This window comes from Agromyces tropicus, assembly GCF_039531345.1.
Classification (GTDB): domain Bacteria; phylum Actinomycetota; class Actinomycetes; order Actinomycetales; family Microbacteriaceae; genus Agromyces; species Agromyces tropicus.
This window is the reverse complement of sequence record NZ_BAAAPW010000008.1, coordinates 13,103-29,504: the sequence shown is the minus strand read 5'-3', so window position 1 is coordinate 29,504 and position 16,402 is coordinate 13,103. Positions and strand designations below refer to the sequence as shown.

The following is a 16,402-nucleotide window of genomic DNA, read 5'->3' as shown; positions in this document are numbered from 1 at the left end:
TCGGCGGCGCGTCGGAGCGCCCGGTCAGGAGAGCGAGAGGAAGAGCTTCTCGAGCTCGTCGAAGTCGAGCCGCTCGCCGGAGCCGTCGACCTTGCCGTCGGGGTCCGCGGCGCAGTCGCGCATCGCGGTGGAGATGACGGCGAAGCCGGCCCGGTCGAGGGCGCTCGAGACGGCGGCGAGCTGGTTGACGACGGTGCGGCAGTCGGCACCCGACTCCACGGCGTCGATGACCGCGTTGAGCTGGCCGCGGGCGCGCTTCAGGCGGTTGGCGATGCGGCGCTGGGCGTCCGAGGTGGATTCGGTCGCGACGGTCGTGGTCATGCGGCACCTCCGGTGGTGATGGGCAGTCCGGCGCGGTACCACTCGGTGATGCCGCCGGTGATGTTGACGGCGTCGACGCCCTGCGCCGCCAGGTACTGCGTCGCCTGCGCGCTGCGGCCGCCGGCGTGGCAGAGCACGTAGACGGTGCGGTCGCGGGGGACTTCCTCGACCCGCGCGACGAGGTCGCCGAGCGGGATGTGGTGGGCGTCGTCGAGCCGGGCCTGCGCGAGCTCGCCGTCCTCGCGGACGTCGAGGATCCACGCGTCGGCCACGGCGTGGGCGTCGGTGGGGGAGATCGACTTCATGGGTGCTCCTCGTGCGGATGTCGTGCTCCTGACGAGCATACCCCCATGGTATCAATACCCGCAGGGTATCGAAATCGTCCGCACCGCGGCGATGCTCCGGGCGATCCGCGGCCCGCGCCGTATGGTGACGGTGTGCAACGGCTCGAACGGAACGACGAGGGCGACCTCTTCGACGACGGGCCCGAGACCCCGGACGCCGCGCGCGCCGACGCCTCGGACCCGCAGCGCGACCTGGTGACCCCGCACGCGGTCACCGTCGGCGACCCCTCGGTCGTCGCCGGGAACATCGCCGAGCCCAGCTGGCGGCGCTGGCACGCCGAGCTCCGCGAGCTCGGCGGACGCTCGCCGCTCATCCACTTCGAGGACGCCCCGCGCACGCGGATCGAGCTCTCGACGACGCACCCCGGCGGCCTCCCGCAGTTCATCACCGGCAAGTCGACCCTGCTCTCGAGCCTCATCCGCGACGAGCTCGCGCTGCGCAACGCCCGGCTCGCCGCGGCCGAGATCACCCAGAAGGGCGTCGAGCTGCGCTCCGTGCGCGGCATCGAGTCGGTCCACCTCGCCATCGGCCTCGCCTCGTGGCAGCACGGCGGCGCGGACTTCCTCGCACCCGTGCTCCTGCGCCCACTCGCCATCCGCCGCTACGGCCGCGACTTCGAGCTCAAGCTGAAGGGGCAGCCGTTCCTCAATCCCGCGCTCGCGCGCGAGCTCCACGAGCGCTTCCAGATCACGCTCGACGCCGACGCGTTCGTCGCACTCGCGATCTCGAACGGCGTGTTCAAGCCGCAGCCCGTGATCGACCGGCTGCGCGGGCTCACCTCGCACCTGCCGTACTTCCACGTCGCCCCGCGGCTCGTCGTGTCGTCCTTCGCCGAGGTCGGCCCCGCGATGGGGGCGGATGCCGCGCGGCTCGAGCACCCCGTCATCGACGCGATCGCCGGCAACCCGAACGCGCGCGCCGCGGTCGGTCGGCGCACCGATCCGCCGCTCATCGTTCCGCAGGACGAGCGCCCGCCCTCGACCGACCGGCTGCTCCTCGACGCCGACGCCGAGCAGGAGCAGGTCATCGCGCGCATCGAGCGCGGCGACTCCATCGTGGTCAAGACGCTCCCGGGCACCGGCGGCACCCAGACGATCGTCAACGCCATCGGGGCGCTCGTGGCGAACGAACGGCGCGTGCTCGTGGTCGGCGCCCGGCGTGCGAGCCTCGACGGCATCGCCCACCGGCTCGGGCAGGTCGGCCTCGGTGGCCTCGCGGTCTCGACCGATCGGCTGCGCCGCGACCTCATCCGTTCGATCGCCCGCAACGAGCAGGCCGAGCAGCCGCGCATCGCCGACGTCGACGACGCGCTCGTGCGCCTGCGGCGCGTGCTGCTCGACTACCGCCACGCCCTGACCCGACACGACGGCACGCTCGGCGTCTCGGTGCTCGACGCGCTCACGGCGCTCGCCGGCCTCGCGTCGCTGCCCACGCCGCCCGACACGACGGCACGTCTCGACCGGGCCTCGCTCGAGGGGCTCGCCCGGGGTCGCGACGCCGTGTCGGCCGACCTCGTGCGGGCGGCCGCGCTCGGCGAGTTCCGATACGGGCCGGGCGACTCGCCCTGGTACGGCGCCGACTTCGCGACCTCCGAGGCGGCGACGGCGGCCCACGAACTGGCCAAGCGCCTGAGCGGCACCGACGTGCCGCGGCTGCTCGAGCGAGCCCGCGCGCTCATCGCGCAGACCCGGTTGCGGCAGTTCGAGTCGATCGCCGAGCTCGGCGTGTTCCTGCGGCTGCTGCACGACATCCGCGACACGCTCGACCGGTTCCTTCCGGCCGTCTACGACCGGCCGCTCGGGGAGCTCATCGCCGCCACCGCCCCGCGCCGCGAGACCGGGATGTCGGGTGCGAACCGGCGTCGGCTGAAGCGCCTCGCGCTCGAGTACGTTCGCCCGGGCGTCCACGTCGGCGACCTCAACACGGCCCTCCGCAGCATCCAGCAGCAGCGCACGCTGTGGCACCGCTACTCCGAGGCGGGCGCGGTGCCGAGCGTGCCCGTCGGGCTCGACGACGTCCACGTCGGCTACCACACGGTCGCCGCTGACCTGCAGGAGCTCGACCGCCCGCTCGGCTTGGAGGGCACGCCGAAGCGGCTCGGCGCCCGGCCGCTGCGCGACCTCGAGGCGACCCTCGTCGGCCTCGCCGCGGAGTCGGAGGTGCTGCACAACCTGCAGGAGCGCACCGCGCTGCTCCAGAAGCTCCGCGACCTCGGACTCGATCCGCTGCTCGTCGACCTCGCCGAGCGGCACGTGCCGGAGCAGCAGGTCGCCTCCGAGCTCGAGCTGGCCTGGTGGCAGTCCGTGTTCGAGACGATGCTCGCGGGCGACCCGGCCCTGCTCGGGGCGAACACGAGCGTCCTCGACCGGCTCGAGTCCGACTTCCGGCTCGTCGACGACGCGCACGCCTCGGCCGCCGGCCCGCTGCTGGCGTGGCGTGCCGCCGAGGCGTGGCGGGTCGCGCTCGTCGACCATCCCGAGGAGGCCGAGCGGCTGCGACGGATGCTGCGCGGCGAGCGCGTGCGCCCCGACCGCCTGCACCGCGAGTCGCCGGCGCTGTTCCGCCTGCTCGCCCCGGTCTGGCTCGCGTCGCCGTACGAGGTGCCGGCCATCGACGACGCCATCCGGTTCGACACGGTCGTGCTCGTGGACGCCGGAGCGACGACGATCGCCGAGAACCTCGGCGCCATCCGCCGGGCGAACCAGGTCGTCGCCTTCGGCGACCCCGTCACGCAGACGCCGACCCGCTTCGAGACCGCGATCCGCGCCGACGGCGACGAGCGGCCCTCGCCCGAACACGGCGTCGACGCCCTCCACGCCGACTCGGCGCTCGCGCGACTCGCCGAGCTGCTGCCGACCATGACCCTCACCCGCAGCTATCGGGCGGGCGGCGAGGACCTCGCGGAACTCGTGAACCGCCGCTTCTACGGCGGCCGCATCCTCTCGATGCCGTGGGCGGGCAGTTTCCTCGGCCACGGCAGCCTCGGGCTGCACTACGTGCGCGGCAACGGACTGCCCGATCCGGTGACCGGCACCGTCGAGAGCCTCGACGCCGAGGTCGCGAAGGTCGTCGAGCTCGTCATGGAGCACGCGGTCAAGCGGCCGCGCGAGTCGCTCATGGTCATCACCGCGAGCGCGCGGCACGCCGCGCGCGTGCACCAGGCGGTGCTCGCCGCCTTCGCCAAGCGCAGCGACCTCTCCGACTTCATCCTCCGCGACCGCGCCGAGCCGTTCACGGTGCTCACGCTCGAGCAGGCCGTCGCGCAGAGCCGGGATCGCGTGGTGTTCTCGATCGGCTACGGCCGCACGCCGCACGGTCGGCTGCTGTCGAGCTTCGGCGCACTCGGCGAGCCGGGCGGGGAGCGCCTGCTCGCCGTCGCCATGACGCGCGCGCGTCGCTCCATGGACATCGTGGCGGCCTTCCGGCCCGAGGACATCGACGAGGACCGCCAGCGCCACGGCGTCGTCGCGCTCGCGAGCATCCTGTCGCACACCGAGGAGCAGAAGGACGAGCTCCGCGACGCCGGGCGCGCCGACCCGATGCTGGCCGACCTCGCGTCGCGGCTCGAGCGTCGCGGCATCCGCGTCAGCGTCGCCCACCGGGGCACCCTGTCGCTCGCCGCCGCGCACGCGGGCCGTGCGGTCGTCGTCGAGACCGACATCGCCCTGGCCGACCAGAGCCTGCGCGAGTCGCTGCGCCTGCGGCCGGACGTGCTCCGCCGTCTCGGGTGGCACTACCTCCGGGTGCACAGCTTCGAGCTCTTCAGCGACCCCGAGTCGGTCGCGGAGCGCGTGGCGTCGGTCCTCGGCCGTGCGCCGACCCCGGTGCCCGCGGACGAGGACGAGGAGCCGCGGAGCGCGTGAGCGACCGGCCCGATCGACCCGACGGGCGCGAGGCGGATGCCGCGGAGCCCGAGCCGTCCGGTGCCGACCCCGAGTCGTCGCGGCCGCATCCCGAGGACGAGGATGTCGACGGCGAGGAGGCGCCGGCGCCGCGCCAGCGGGTCGAACGCGCGCGCGGCGCGCGCCGCGCGCGGCTGACGCCCGCGCCGGACACGGACCCGTCGCCCGAGCACGCGGTCCCCGGAGCGCACGAGGACCGCGAGCGGCGGCGCGGCACCGGCCGCCCCGACGACGAGCGGATCACCCGCGAGCGACCCCCGCACTGGTGAGACGACGGAGCGCCCGCCGACGGGGCGGCGGGCGCTCCGGATTCCGCGTGCGCGGAGGGCCTACTCGGGTCGGCCGGCGTCGGCGGCCCGCCGTTCCGCGGCGAGGAGGTCGCGGATCTCGGCGAGCACCGTGAGCTCGGTCTCCGGGTCCTCGGCCTTCGGCTCGCCGGCCTCACGGCGGGCGTCGGCCCGCTCCTTGAGGACGTTCATGGGCATCACGAAGACGAAGTAGACGACCGCGGCGACGATGAGGAACGTGAGCAGCGCCCCGAGCACCGCGCCGAACTTCACCTCGGCGACCCCGCCGTCGGTCGTCGGGATCTCCCAGACGAACGCCGAGTCGAGGCTGTCGGCGCGGAACACCGCGGCGATGAGCGGGTTGAACACGTTGGAGACGATCGAGTTCACGACCGCGGTGAACGCGGCGCCGATGACGACCGCGACCGCGAGGTCGACGACGTTGCCGCGGAGGATGAACTCCTTGAATCCCTTGAGCACGCGCTGGGCCCCCTTCTGTTCCATGTGCATGGCGTGCGGCCGCGCCCTCAGGCGGCCGAGGTGGTCGGGCTCGACGAGCCGCCGGAGGACGAGCCGCCGGAGGACGAGCCGCCGGAGGACGAGCCGCTCGAGGCCTTCTCACCGCCAGACGACGAGCCGCCCGACGAGCCGGAGTCGCCCGAGCCGGCGCGCGAGTCGGTGCGGTAGAACCCCGAGCCGTTGAAGGTCACGCCGACCGTGCCGTACAGCTTGCGCAGGCGGCCCGAGCAGGCCGGGCACTCGGTGAGCGCGTCGTCGGTGAAGGCCTGCTGGATGTCGAAGGCCTCGCCGCACTCGGTGCAGCGGTACGAATAGGTGGGCATGGTCGGCTCCGGTGGTCCGTCGATGGAGGGTGCGGGGTACGCCTCGCGTCAGAGCGCCAGGATCCGCGTCGGGGTCACGACGCCGTTCACGGGCTGGTCGTGCACCTCGCGCGGCACCTCCTCGACGAACTCGCCGTCGAAGACGATGGCGTACACCGGGGGACATTTTCCCATCGAACCGAGGGTCTTGTCGAAGTAGCCCCGGCCCCAGCCGAGCCGCATGCCCGTGGCATCCACCGCGGCGGCCGGGACGAGGATCAGGTCGACGTCGTTGATCGCCATCGGGCCGAGCAGCTCGCCGACCGCCTCGGGCATGCCGTGCAGGCCCGTGACCTCGGACTCCTCCTCGCCGACCGTCCAGTCGAGCAGGCCGTCCTCTCGCGTGATCGGGAAGAGCACCCGGATGCCGTTCGCCTCGGCCCAGTCCACGAACGGACGCGTGTTCGGCTCGTTCGGCATCGAGAGGTAGCACGACAACGAGGTCGCCCCCGTGGAGCCGACGAGCTCCTGCAGCCGCGAGGTGAAGCCCTCGGTCGCCTGTTCGCGTTCGTGCGCGGGCATGTTCCGGCGGCGCTCGCGGAGCTCGGCGCGGAGGATCCGCTTGACCACGGTCGGATCGTCGGGCATGGCGACCATCCTAGGACGATGCCTCCGTCCGACGGGCGGCCCGGGCGGCTACGCTGATGCGCATGACTGATCGGATCACGAAGGCCGTCATCCCTGCCGCCGGCCTGGGAACCCGTTTCCTGCCCGCGACCAAGGCCATGCCGAAGGAGATGCTGCCGGTCGTCGACAAGCCCGCCATCCAGTACGTGGTCGAGGAGGCCGTCGACGCAGGCCTGACCGACGTCCTCATGATCACCGGGCGGAACAAGAACGCGCTCGAGAACCACTTCGACCGCGTCGCCGAGCTCGAGTACACGCTCGAGGCGAAGGGCGACACCGCGAAGCTGCAGAAGGTCAACGAGTCGACCGAGCTCGCGCAGATGCACTACGTGCGCCAGGGCGACCCGAAGGGCCTCGGCCACGCGGTGCTGCGGGCCGAGATGCACGTCGGCGACGAGCCGTTCGCCGTGCTGCTCGGTGACGACATCATCGACGCGCGCGACGTCCTCCTCACCCGCATGCTCGACGAGCAGGTCGCCCGCGACGCCAGCATCGTGGCGCTGCTCGAGGTCGATCCCGACAGCATCCACCTCTACGGCGCCGCCGAGATCGAGGAGACCGACGACCCCGACGTCGTGCGGATCACCGGGCTCGTCGAGAAGCCCGCCAAGGAGGTCGCCCCGTCGAACTACGCGGTGATCGGTCGCTACGTGCTGAAGCCGGGCGTCTTCGAGGTGCTGCACCGCACCGAACCCGGCAAGGGCGGCGAGATCCAGCTCACCGACGCGCTCATGGAGATGGCGGGCGACGTCGAGGGCACGGGCGGCGTCTACGGCGTCGTGTTCCGCGGACGCCGCTACGACACCGGCGACAAGCTCGACTACATCAAGGCGGTCGTGCAGCTCGCCGCGGACCGCGACGACCTCGGTCCCGAACTGCGCCCGTGGCTCGCGGAGTTCTCCGCCGGCCTCGAACAGGGCTGACGTGCCCGCGGCATCCGCTCCGACCCTCGCCGACGGGTCGCTCACGCTGCGACCCATCCGCGTGCGCGACGCGCGCCAGCTGGAACGGGTGCTCCTCGACAACCGCGGGTGGCTCCGCCGCTGGGAGGCCACCTACCCCGGCGGGGGCACGGTGATCGACGCGCGGGGGAGCATCCGCAACCTCAACGCGCACGCCCGCGCCGGCACCGCGCTCCCGTTCGTGCTCGAGTGGGACGGCGAGCTGGTGGGCCAGCTCAACGTCTCCTCGATCACCCACGGCTCGCTCGCCTCGGCGTCCATCGGCTACTGGGTCGCGCGCGAGGTCGCCGGGCGGGGCATCACGCCCACCGCCGTCGCGCTGGCCACGGACCACTGCTTCCGCACGCTCCGGCTGCACCGCATGGAGATCTGCATCCGACCCGAGAACGGGCCGTCGCTGCGCGTCGTCGAGAAGCTCGGCTTCCGCTACGAGGGACTGCGCAGACGGTTCATCCACATCGACGGGGACTGGCGCGACCACTTCGCGTTCGCGCTCGTGGCCGAGGAGGTGCCCGGCGGCGTGCTCCGCCGCTGGCGCGAGGGACGGGCGCCGTCGTCGGCCGCGGCGATCCCCGAGGCCGACCGGCTCGCCGCGCGTACCCCCCTTCGGGTGGGGGATCGCTGACACGCCCCCGCCCGAGCAGTGGCGGGGGGTCCCCGTGACCTAGCGTGGTGCCATGGATCCGATCGGCGGTGGCGTACTCGTGGCGGTTGCCGCGACGCTGTGGATCGCGTACCTGCTGCCCAGCTGGCTCCGCCGACGGCAGTACCTGAACACCGAGCGCAACGCCGTCCGGCTGCAGCAGACGCTGCGGATCCTCGCCGAGACCGCCGAGTCGCCCGAGGAGGTCCGCGTCGGCGTGACCGCGCGCGACGTCGCGGCGCAGGAGCGGATCCTCCACGAGCACGAGCTCGCCGCGCGGCTCGAGGCGCAGGCGGCCGAGAACCGCGCGATCGCCGAACGGAAGGCCGCCGAGGAGGCCGCGGCGGCCGCGGAGCGCGAGCTCGCGGCGCAGGCCGAACGGGCCGCCGCCGAACGTGCGGCCGCCGAGCGCGCCGCTGCGGCCGAGCGGGCGCGCGCGGATGCCGCCGGCCCGAGCGCCACGCGGGCGCGTCGTTCGCGCCGCCGCCGGCGCGCCCTGTGCACGCTGCTGCTGCTGGCGTCGCTCGTCACCGTCGCGCTCGGCACGATGATGCTCGTCGCCGGCGGGACCGGCTACGTGGTGCTCGCCGGAGCCGGCGGCCTGGTCGCCGCGATGACCGGCCTCGTCGTGCTCGCGCGTCGCACGCCGGCGCCCGTCGCGGCCGCCCCGGTGGCGCGGCCCGTCGCCGAGCCGTTCGAGCCGATCGACGTCGAGGAGGAGTCGGCCGCCGACGACGAGGGCTGGACCCCGCAGCCGCTGCCGAAGCCCCTGCACCTCTCCCGTGGCACGATCGCCGCGAGCGTGATGGCCTCCATCGCCGAGGCGGAGCAGCTGAAGCGCACGGCCTCCGACGCCGAGCTCGCGGAGCGGGCCGAGCGGATGGAACCGCAGGTGCCCGTGCTGCGCCCTCCCGCGGCATCCGCCGACCAGGCAGCGACGCAGGCGGCCGGCGACGCGGCGACGCGGCGCCCGGCCGCTTCGGCGTCCGACCCGGCGAATCCGTACGCCCGGATGGGCATCGTCGAGGGCGCCGAGCCCGGCCTCGGAGACCTCGACCAGGTGCTGCGCCGCCGCCGTACCGCCGTCTGATCCGGGTGGTCGGGACCACCCCTCACGGGATGGTAGAGTCGTTGACGGCTCGGGCCCATGGCGCAGTTGGTAGCGCGTCTCGTTCGCAATGAGAAGGTCGGGGGTTCGAATCCCCCTGGGTCCACCACCGAGCGAAGCCCCCGGAATCCGTACGGATGCCGGGGGCTTCGTCGTTGCTCGTACGCTGGAGGCATGAGCGACGCGATCGACCCGGACCGCATCGACGCGGCCGTCGAGCATGCCCTGACCCGGCGCAAGGACTACGGGGCCGAGCGGCTCGACGAGGCCGACGCAGCCGCGGATCCGATCGCCCAGTTCGACCGCTGGCTCGCGGAGGCCGACGAGCGCGGCGTCTACGAGCCGAACGGGATGGTGCTCGGCACGGTCGACGCCGACGGCACGCCGTCGAGCCGCACCGTCCTCCTGCGCGGCGTCGACGATCGCGGGTTCGTCTTCTACACCGACCGGTCGTCGCGGAAGGGCCGCGCGCTCGCGGCCCACCCGACCGCGACGCTGCTCTTCCCGTGGTATCCCGTGCACCGCCAGGTCATCGTGACCGGTGCGGTGCTGCCCGTCGACGACGCCGAGTCCGACGCCTACTGGTCGACCCGGCCGTACGGCTCCCGGATCGCCGCCACGGCGAGCCGGCAGTCGGAGCCGATCGCGTCGCGCACCGAACTCGAGGCCCGCGTCGCGGAGCTCGAGGAGCAGTACCCGGGAGTGGACGAGGTCCGCCGTCCCGAGCGGTGGGGCGGGTACCGGCTGCGGCCGTGGCGCATGGAGTTCTGGCAGGGGCGCACGTCGCGCCTCCACGACCGGCTGGTGTATGCACGCGATCGCGGCGCGACGGACGCCGCCGACGGGGCGTGGCGGCTCGAGCGACTGCAGCCGTAGCCCTCGACGGCCGCCCGTGCAAGGCCCGGTCGCGGCGACGGCGCCGCCCGGTCACGAGCGTAGGCTGAAGCGGATGTCGCTTCCCCCACCGTCGAGCGTCCGAGACGCGAACGATCACCGCTGGCGCGCCTACTGGGTGTGCGTCGGCGTCGCCGCCCTCACGATCATGGACCTCACGAAGGTCAACGTCGCCCTGCCGTCGATCGAGACGGCGCTCGGTGCCGGGTCGACCGAACTGGGCCTGCTCGTGTCCGGGTACGTGCTCGCCTTCGGGCTCACGCTCGTGCCGGCCGGTCGTCTCGGCGACCAGGGCTCGCGCAAGGTCATGTTCATCGTCGGGCTCAGCCTCTTCGCGCTCACGAGCCTCGTCTGCGCGATGGCGCCGTCGTCGCTCGTGCTGCTCGTCGGCCGCCTGGTCCAGGGCGTCGCGGCGGGCATCCAGATGCCGCAGGTCATCGGCATGGTGCAGCAGCTCTTCCAGGGCGCCGAGCGCGGTGCCGCGTTCGGGCTGTTCGGCGCGACCATCGGCATCGCGACCGCGTTCGGCCCGACGCTCGGCGGCCTCGCGATCGCGATCGGCGGACCCGACGACGGATGGCGCGGCATCTTCTGGATGAACGTGCCGCTCGCCCTCATCGCGATCGCGTTCGCCGCGCGCCTGCTGCCCGGCCGGCCGCCGGGCGCCCCCGCGAGGATCTCGCTCGACCCGGTCGGCGTGGTGCTCTTCGGCGTCGCGGTCACGGCGCTCATGTGGCCGTTCCTGCTCACCACGGGCGCGCCCGACGACGACCCGGCGCGCTGGTGGACCCTCGCCGTGTTCGTCGTGGCGCTCGGCGCGTTCCTGTGGTGGGAGCGCCGCCACGAGGCATCCGGCCGGGCGCCGCTCGTGCCGCTCGGGCTGTTCTCGCTCCGCTCGTACCGCAACGGCACGATGCTCGCGACGGCGTACTTCGCCGCGATGCCGGCGTCGTTCCTGCTCACCACGCTGTTCCTGCAGCAGGGGCTCGGGTTGGAGCCGGTGTTCGCCGGAATGGTCACGATCGGCTTCGCGCTCACGAGCGCGTTCACGTCGTGGCTCGGCGGCCGGCTCGTGAACCGCATCGGGCGGCCGCTCGTCGTCGGGGGCCTGCTGCTGCTCCTCGTCGGGTTCGGGCTGCTCGTCGTCGTCGCCGTGACGACGCCGCCGGCCCTCACGCCGTGGCTCATGGCGGTCGTGATGCTCGTCGGCGGCGCCGGCGGCGGGTTCGTGATCGCGCCGAACCAGGTGCTCGCGCTCGCCGACGTCCCCGTCCGCGAGGGCGGCCTCGCGGGCTCGGTCGGCCAGCTCGGCCAACGCATCGGCACCGCGATCGGCACGGCCGTCGCGCTGTCGCTGTTCTACTCGACCGTGTTCCGCGAGCAGGGCGCGGAGCCGCGCATCGACGTGTTCCACCAGGCCTACGCGCTGGGCATCGCCGCGGTCGGCGCCCTGCTGCTCCTGGCGCTCGCGGTCGGCCTGCTCGACCTGCGCCAGCGCATGGGCGCCGCGCGCGCGGCGGAGCCGGGGTCCGGTCGCGAGCCGGAGCGCGAGGCCGGGATGGACCCGGACGCGGACGGGCCCGTCGCGGCCTGAGCGCGTCCCGGATCAGGGCCGCGATCGCCTGCCGTCGGCGGCGTCCTCAGGCCGCGACGGCGCGCTCCGCGGCCAGCAGCCGCTCGAGCTCGGCGGCCGACAGCTCACGGCCGAACGCCGGATGGCCCGGCTCCAGGGCGCGCCCGTTCGCGAGCGCGCCGCCGTCGACGGGGTCGAATCCGAGGTCGTCGATGATGCGCGCCACCGTCGCGCGCGCCTCGGCGTCGTCGCCCACGACCGCGAGCGCGCGGCGCAGCGGCGAGCCGGCGGGCATCGGGTCGTCCTCCATGTCGTGGTAGCCGAGGTGGTTCAACGACTTGACCACGCGGGCGTCGGGATTGAGGGCGGCATGGACCTCGCTCGTCGTGCGCTCGTCGGCGTCGATCTCGGCGATGTGGCCGTCGACCGGCGGCCAGTAGTTGGTGGCGTCCACGACGACCTTGCCGTCGAAGGCGTCCCACGGGACGCTCGCGGCCTTGCCGAACGGGACGGCCACGACGACGACGTCCGCCTCGCGGACGAGCTCCTCCGGCGTGCGCACCCGGGCGCCCGGGGCGACGACCGACACCAGCAGGTCGAGCGCGGTCTGGCGGGGCGAGCCGCTCAGCGCGACCTCGTACCCGGCATCCACGAGCAGCCGGGCGAGCGCGGTGCCCACCTTGCCGGCTCCGAAGATGCCGATGACCGGTCGATCCGCCACGTGCAGCCCTCCTCCGCGCGCCGTCCGGAGGCGCGACCGTCGTCGCGTCGTGCCGCGACGCCTCACCAACCGGAACGCGACGTTCGACCCGGGCATTCCCGCACCGCCGCGGAATACCCTGTGTGCAGGCGAGGTTGCAGGTGCAGGCGCATGCGCACGCATGGACGCGCAACGGACGACGACGGGGAGCAGCGGATGTCACGGCACTGGGAATTCGGACTGGACACGTTCGGCGACGTGACCCTCGCGGCCGACGGCGAGCCGCTGCCGCAGGCGCAGGTGCTGCGCAACGTCGTCGCCGAGGCCGAGCTCGCCGACCGCCTCGGACTCGACTTCTTCGGCGTCGGCGAGCACCACCGGCACGAGTTCGCGATCTCGGCGCCCGAGGTCGTGCTCGCGATGATCGCCGGTCGCACCGAGCGCATCCACCTCGGATCCGCCGTGACCGTCCTGAGCTCCGACGACCCGGTGCGCGTCTACCAGCGCTTCGCCACGCTCGACGGGCTCTCCGGCGGTCGCGCCGAGGTGATCCTCGGGCGCGGATCGTTCATCGAGTCGTTCCCGCTCTTCGGCTACGAGCTCAGCCAGTACCAGGAGCTGTTCGAGCAGAAGCTGAACCTCTTCTCGGCCCTCCTGCCGCAGGAGCCGGTGACCTGGGAGGGCTCGCTCCGCGCTCCGCTGACGGGCCAGGAGGTCTTCCCGCGCGTCGAGGACGGGCCGCTGCGCACCTGGATCGGCGTGGGCGGCAGTCCCGAGTCGGTCGTGCGGGCCGCGCACTACGGCCTGCCGCTGGTGCTCGCGATCATCGGCGGCAGCCCGGCGCGATTCGTGCCGCTCGCCGACCTGTACCGGAAGGCCCTCGCCCAGTTCGGCCACGAGCCGCAGCCGATCGCCGTGCACTCGCCGGGCATCGTCGCCGAGACCGACGAGGAGGCGCTCGAGACGCTCTGGCCGCACTACGAGGTCATCATGAACCGGATCGGCCGCGAGCGCGGCTGGGGCGCGGTCACCCGGGAGCACTTCGAGAGCGAGGCGAGCCCGAACGGCGCGCTGTACGCCGGGTCGCCGGAGACGGTGGCGCAGAAGATCGCGGCGGCGATGCGGGCGCTCGGGGCGCAGCGATTCGACCTGAAGTACTCCAACGGCACGCTCCCGCACGAGGCGATGCTGCGCACCATCGAGCTCTACGGGTCGCAGGTCGTGCCGCGCGTGCGCGAGCTCCTCGCGCAGGACGAGCCCGGCGAGGAGGCCGAGGCCGAGGCCGCCGCCGGCGCCTGACCGGCTAGGGTCGCACGGCCGAGGCGCCCGAGGCCCCGGCGGGCCGGGCGCGACGCTTGACCGCGGCGCGGAACCACGGGGCGTCGGGCAGCCGCGACAGGAACGTGCCGGCGAGGATCGTGATCAGCACGTACCCGGTCGCGAGGGGGGCCAGTGCGGGCTCGATCCCCGAACCCACCGCGAGGCCCGCGATCACGATCGAGAACTCGCCGCGGGGGCCCAGCACGAGTCCGGCGCGCCACTGGCCGAGCGTGCCGACGCCGGCCCGCCGCGCGGCGTACGCGCCCGAGACGAGCTTCGTGAGGATCGTCACCAGGGCGAGCGCGGCGGCGGGCAGCAGCATCGACACGATCTCGACCGAATCCGTCGTGAGGCCGAAGAAGACGAAGAAGATGGCCGCGAACAGGTCGCGGAGCGGCGTGAGCACGGCGCTCGCGTTCTCGGCGACCCGCCCGGAGAGGGCGATGCCGACCAGGAACGCGCCGACGGCGGCCGACACGCTCACCTCCTGCGCCAGTCCGGCGACCAGCATCACGAGGCCGAGCACGCCGAGCAGCAGCGGCTCCGCGTGCTCCGCGGGGAAGAAGCGCGAGATCACGTGCCCCTGTCGCAGGGCGAGGATGAGGATGGCGATCACCACGGTCACGGCGACGGCGACGGCGACGGCGCCCTGCGCGAGGCTGACGCCGACGACCAGTGCCGAGAGCACCGGCAGGTAGAACGCCATCGCCAGGTCCTCCATGACGAGCACGGCGAGCACGGCCGGCGTCTCGCGGTTGGAGAGCCGGCCGAGGTCGCGCAGCAGCTTCGCGATGACGCCGGAGGAGGAGACCCAGGTCACGCCCGCCAGCGCGACGGCCGCGATCGGCCCCCACCCGAGGATGAGGGCGAACGCCGCACCGGGCAGGGCGTTGAGCAGCGCGTCGAGGATGCCCGCCCGGCGCGAGGACTTCAGGCCGATGACGAGCTCCTCGGCCGTGTACTCGAGGCCGAGGAGTGCGAGCAGCAGGATGACGCCGATCTCGGCGCCGGTGGCGAAGAAGTCCTCGCTCGCGTCGAACGGGAGCAGGCCGCCGTTGCCGAACGCGAGTCCGAGCAGGAGGTAGAAGGGGATGGGGGAGAGGCCGATGCGGATGGCGAGGCGCCCGAGAAGGCTCATGCCGAGGAGCAGCGCGCCGACTTCGATCAGGAGCAGCGTGGACTCGTGCATCCGGCCCCCAGCGTCAGTCGGGGCCGTTGGCGAGCAGTCGGGCCACTCCGTCGAGTCCGTCGCGGGTGCCGACGGCGACGATGACGTCGCCGGCGCGCAGCACGTCGGCCGGGGTCGGCGACGGGATCACCTGTCCGTCGCGCATGATCGCCACGATCGACGAATGGGTGCGCGTGCGCGCCTTGGTGTCGCCGAGCGGGTGGTTGAGGTACGGCGAGTCGGTCGGCAGGGCGATCTGCTCCGTGAACAGGCCGGTGGTCGTCTCCGACAGGCTGGTCAGCCTGGCGAGCATGACGGAGGCTCCGAGCACGTCGGCGAGCGCAGCGGCCTCGTCGTCGTTCAGGGGGATGGTGTCACGGCATGCGTCGGGATCGTCCTGGTCGAAGACCCCGAGGTCGCGCTCGCCGTCCCGGTGCGACACCACGCTGATACGCCGACCGCCCTCGGTGACGAGGTCGTGGCGGAAGCCGATCCCGGGCAGGTCGACCTTCTCGATGCGAATTCCCACGCCCGCCATGCTAACCCCGCGCGGGGCCGTCCGGGCTGAGGGACGCTCAGGTCGAGCGATCCGGTGCGCGCGCCGGGCGTCGAGCAGCGTCACGTCGCCGGGGTGGACCGCGTCGTCATGGCGAGCACCGGGGTGCCGCCGTCGTCCTCCATCGCGAACGACACGTGCACCGCGCCGAGCTCGCCGAGCGATCCGGCGTGCGTGCCGCCGCAGGGGATGCGCGCCGACGCGTCCGGGAGCTCGCACACCCAGGTCCGGCGCTCGGTGAGCCCGTCTCCGACCCGCTCGACGCGGACGGGGGCGTCGGCGTCGACCCAGCCGGCGAGCGTGGCGTCGACGGATGCCGCGAGCTCGTCGAGCGCGTCCGCCAGGCCGGCGGCGTCGAAGCCCGCCCGGCGCAGCGACTTGTTCAGCCGGTAGCGGTCGACCGAGCCCATGGGCTCGATGCGGGAGGACGTGATCGCGATGCCGTCGAAGTCGGGGGCGCCGAGCGCGTCCTCGCGGGCCGCCTTGGACCAGCGGTCGGCGAGCGCCCGGTTCAGGGCGAGCGACGCGGCGTGGCACGCGGTGTGGCCGAGCGAGAGCGAGCGGCGGGTCGCGGCATCCGCCTCGAGCTCGACCTCGTCGCCCTCGGCGACCGCGGCGTCGGCGTCGAGGAGGTGGGCGACGACGAAGGTCCAGCCCTCCGTGCCCGGTCGGACGGGGAGGGCGCCGACGTGGAGCTCGTCGCCGTCGGTGGCGGCGACGACGGCGTCGCGGATCGCGTACTCACGGCTCCCGACGCGGAGCACCCCGGCGTCGGCGGGCTGGTCCGGCCAGGCGGCGTCGACCGGGTGGATCGAGGTCCGGTCGGTGACGACGGCGAGCCGGTCGTCGTGCGGCGCGACGGCGACGACGGTCGCGATGGTGCGCAGTTCCCCGGTGGGGTAGGTGACGATCGTGTCGGCGTCGGGCAGCCCCATCAGATGCCGGATTCGCGGCGGCCGAGGACGTTGAAGGGGATCGCGAGGGCGATGGCGACGCAGAGGATGCCGCCGAAGAAGACGATCGCCTCGAATCCGGCCACCACGTCGGCGATGCTGAACAGCCACATGCCGAACACGAACAGCGCCATGGAGATGAGGAACGGGAACAGGCTCACT

The 16,402-nt window shown here is 73.5% G+C and carries 18 protein-coding genes and 1 tRNA gene; 9 read left to right on the top strand and 10 right to left on the bottom strand.

Translation table 11 applies throughout. From position 1 onward, the window contains the following. Nucleotides 1–24: 24 nt before the first annotated feature. Together ABD230_RS18305 and ABD230_RS18300 are read right to left on the bottom strand one after the other, a co-directional pair. Nucleotides 25–321: a metal-sensitive transcriptional regulator gene (locus ABD230_RS18305; RefSeq protein ID WP_344378465.1), complete on the bottom strand. Its 297-nt coding sequence runs from the start codon at nucleotides 319–321 to the stop codon at nucleotides 25–27. Continuing rightward, nucleotides 318–626 carry a rhodanese-like domain-containing protein gene (locus ABD230_RS18300; RefSeq protein WP_344378464.1) on the bottom strand — a complete coding sequence of 103 codons (309 nt, stop codon included), beginning with the start codon at nucleotides 624–626 and terminating at the stop codon, nucleotides 318–320. Before ABD230_RS18300 ends, ABD230_RS18305 begins: the two co-directional genes overlap by 4 nt. Nucleotides 627–758: 132 nt before the next feature. Between ABD230_RS18300 and ABD230_RS18295 the strand changes: the two genes are divergently transcribed. Continuing rightward, nucleotides 759–4,529, top strand: a complete 3,771-nt coding sequence (locus tag ABD230_RS18295; protein ID WP_425546260.1) for an AAA family ATPase — start codon at nucleotides 759–761, stop codon at nucleotides 4,527–4,529. Beyond that, nucleotides 4,526–4,837: a hypothetical protein gene (locus ABD230_RS18290; RefSeq protein WP_344378459.1), complete on the top strand. Its 312-nt coding sequence runs from the start codon at nucleotides 4,526–4,528 to the stop codon at nucleotides 4,835–4,837. The genes ABD230_RS18295 and ABD230_RS18290 overlap by 4 nt, the downstream gene beginning before the upstream one ends. Before the next feature lie 60 nt (nucleotides 4,838–4,897). Here ABD230_RS18290 and mscL read toward each other — a convergent pair whose 3' ends face one another. Genes mscL through ABD230_RS18275 form a run of 3 tightly spaced genes read right to left on the bottom strand, consistent with a single transcriptional unit; the run spans nucleotide 4,898 to nucleotide 6,324 of the window. Next, on the bottom strand, nucleotides 4,898–5,359 hold the full coding sequence (mscL, locus tag ABD230_RS18285) for a large conductance mechanosensitive channel protein MscL (protein ID WP_344378457.1): 462 nt from the start codon (nucleotides 5,357–5,359) through the stop codon (nucleotides 4,898–4,900). A gap of 23 nt (nucleotides 5,360–5,382) precedes the next feature. Then, nucleotides 5,383–5,697 (bottom strand): FmdB family zinc ribbon protein, encoded by a 315-nt coding sequence (locus ABD230_RS18280; protein WP_344378452.1) that lies wholly within the window; start codon nucleotides 5,695–5,697, stop codon nucleotides 5,383–5,385. Nucleotides 5,698–5,745: 48 nt separating this feature from the next. Next, entirely contained in the window at nucleotides 5,746–6,324 is a 579-nt protein-coding gene (locus ABD230_RS18275) for a 5-formyltetrahydrofolate cyclo-ligase (RefSeq protein WP_344378450.1), read from the bottom strand. A gap of 62 nt (nucleotides 6,325–6,386) precedes the next feature. Between ABD230_RS18275 and galU the strand changes: the two genes are divergently transcribed. The 6 genes from galU (at nucleotide 6,387) to ABD230_RS18245 (ending at nucleotide 11,564) form a co-directional block, all read left to right on the top strand. After that, complete coding sequence (gene galU / locus ABD230_RS18270; RefSeq protein WP_344378431.1) at nucleotides 6,387–7,286, top strand: UTP--glucose-1-phosphate uridylyltransferase GalU; 900 nt, start codon at nucleotides 6,387–6,389, stop codon at nucleotides 7,284–7,286. Nucleotide 7,287: 1 nt separating this feature from the next. Continuing rightward, nucleotides 7,288–7,950, top strand: a complete 663-nt coding sequence (locus ABD230_RS18265) for a GNAT family N-acetyltransferase (RefSeq protein ID WP_344378429.1) — start codon at nucleotides 7,288–7,290, stop codon at nucleotides 7,948–7,950. Nucleotides 7,951–8,002: 52 nt separating this feature from the next. Beyond that, nucleotides 8,003–9,058 (top strand): hypothetical protein, encoded by a 1,056-nt coding sequence (locus tag ABD230_RS18260; protein WP_344378413.1) that lies wholly within the window; start codon nucleotides 8,003–8,005, stop codon nucleotides 9,056–9,058. 51 nt (nucleotides 9,059–9,109) lie between these two features. Further along, a tRNA-Ala gene (locus tag ABD230_RS18255) sits at nucleotides 9,110–9,185 on the top strand. Nucleotides 9,186–9,250: 65 nt separating this feature from the next. Further along, a complete protein-coding gene (pdxH, locus tag ABD230_RS18250) occupies nucleotides 9,251–9,952 on the top strand; it encodes a pyridoxamine 5'-phosphate oxidase (protein WP_344378411.1) in 702 nt (233 codons plus the stop codon). 73 nt (nucleotides 9,953–10,025) lie between these two features. Further along, nucleotides 10,026–11,564 (top strand): MFS transporter, encoded by a 1,539-nt coding sequence (locus ABD230_RS18245; protein WP_344378406.1) that lies wholly within the window; start codon nucleotides 10,026–10,028, stop codon nucleotides 11,562–11,564. A gap of 46 nt (nucleotides 11,565–11,610) precedes the next feature. Here ABD230_RS18245 and ABD230_RS18240 read toward each other — a convergent pair whose 3' ends face one another. Further along, on the bottom strand, nucleotides 11,611–12,264 hold the full coding sequence (locus ABD230_RS18240) for an NADPH-dependent F420 reductase (RefSeq protein WP_344378402.1): 654 nt from the start codon (nucleotides 12,262–12,264) through the stop codon (nucleotides 11,611–11,613). Between the two features lie 195 nt (nucleotides 12,265–12,459). On the opposite strand from ABD230_RS18240, the gene ABD230_RS18235 reads away from it, so the two are divergent. Then, nucleotides 12,460–13,542: an LLM class flavin-dependent oxidoreductase gene (locus ABD230_RS18235; protein WP_344378400.1), complete on the top strand. Its 1,083-nt coding sequence runs from the start codon at nucleotides 12,460–12,462 to the stop codon at nucleotides 13,540–13,542. A 4-nt stretch (nucleotides 13,543–13,546) separates the two neighbouring features. Here the strand turns inward: ABD230_RS18235 and ABD230_RS18230 are convergent, their stop codons facing one another. The 4 genes from ABD230_RS18230 to ABD230_RS18215 all read right to left on the bottom strand — a co-directional run bounded on the left by ABD230_RS18230 (nucleotide 13,547) and on the right by ABD230_RS18215 (nucleotide 16,401). After that, the gene (locus tag ABD230_RS18230) at nucleotides 13,547–14,752 is read right to left on the bottom strand and encodes a cation:proton antiporter (RefSeq protein ID WP_344378396.1); all 1,206 of its coding nucleotides are present in this window, start codon (nucleotides 14,750–14,752) and stop codon (nucleotides 13,547–13,549) included. Between the two features lie 13 nt (nucleotides 14,753–14,765). Continuing rightward, nucleotides 14,766–15,260 (bottom strand): cation:proton antiporter regulatory subunit, encoded by a 495-nt coding sequence (locus ABD230_RS18225; RefSeq protein WP_344378393.1) that lies wholly within the window; start codon nucleotides 15,258–15,260, stop codon nucleotides 14,766–14,768. 89 nt (nucleotides 15,261–15,349) lie between these two features. After that, entirely contained in the window at nucleotides 15,350–16,222 is an 873-nt protein-coding gene (locus ABD230_RS18220; protein ID WP_344378391.1) for an alanyl-tRNA editing protein, read from the bottom strand. Further along, nucleotides 16,222–16,401, bottom strand: coding sequence for a hypothetical protein (locus tag ABD230_RS18215; RefSeq protein ID WP_344378389.1), 180 nt, complete (start codon nucleotides 16,399–16,401; stop codon nucleotides 16,222–16,224). Before ABD230_RS18215 ends, ABD230_RS18220 begins: the two co-directional genes overlap by 1 nt. Between the last annotated feature and the right edge of the window lies 1 nt (nucleotide 16,402).

Coding starts and splice junctions, on each gene's coding strand:
- ABD230_RS18305 (WP_344378465.1), bottom strand. CDS start 321: ATGACCACGACCGTCGCGACCGAATCCACCTCGGACGCCCAGCGCCGC.
- ABD230_RS18300 (WP_344378464.1), bottom strand. CDS start 626: ATGAAGTCGATCTCCCCCACCGACGCCCACGCCGTGGCCGACGCGTGG.
- mscL (WP_344378457.1), bottom strand. CDS start 5,359: ATGGAACAGAAGGGGGCCCAGCGCGTGCTCAAGGGATTCAAGGAGTTC.
- ABD230_RS18280 (WP_344378452.1), bottom strand. CDS start 5,697: ATGCCCACCTATTCGTACCGCTGCACCGAGTGCGGCGAGGCCTTCGAC.
- ABD230_RS18275 (WP_344378450.1), bottom strand. CDS start 6,324: ATGCCCGACGATCCGACCGTGGTCAAGCGGATCCTCCGCGCCGAGCTC.
- galU (WP_344378431.1), top strand. CDS start 6,387: ATGACTGATCGGATCACGAAGGCCGTCATCCCTGCCGCCGGCCTGGGA.
- ABD230_RS18260 (WP_344378413.1), top strand. CDS start 8,003: ATGGATCCGATCGGCGGTGGCGTACTCGTGGCGGTTGCCGCGACGCTG.
- pdxH (WP_344378411.1), top strand. CDS start 9,251: ATGAGCGACGCGATCGACCCGGACCGCATCGACGCGGCCGTCGAGCAT.
- ABD230_RS18245 (WP_344378406.1), top strand. CDS start 10,026: ATGTCGCTTCCCCCACCGTCGAGCGTCCGAGACGCGAACGATCACCGC.
- ABD230_RS18235 (WP_344378400.1), top strand. CDS start 12,460: ATGTCACGGCACTGGGAATTCGGACTGGACACGTTCGGCGACGTGACC.
- ABD230_RS18230 (WP_344378396.1), bottom strand. CDS start 14,752: ATGCACGAGTCCACGCTGCTCCTGATCGAAGTCGGCGCGCTGCTCCTC.
- ABD230_RS18220 (WP_344378391.1), bottom strand. CDS start 16,222: ATGGGGCTGCCCGACGCCGACACGATCGTCACCTACCCCACCGGGGAA.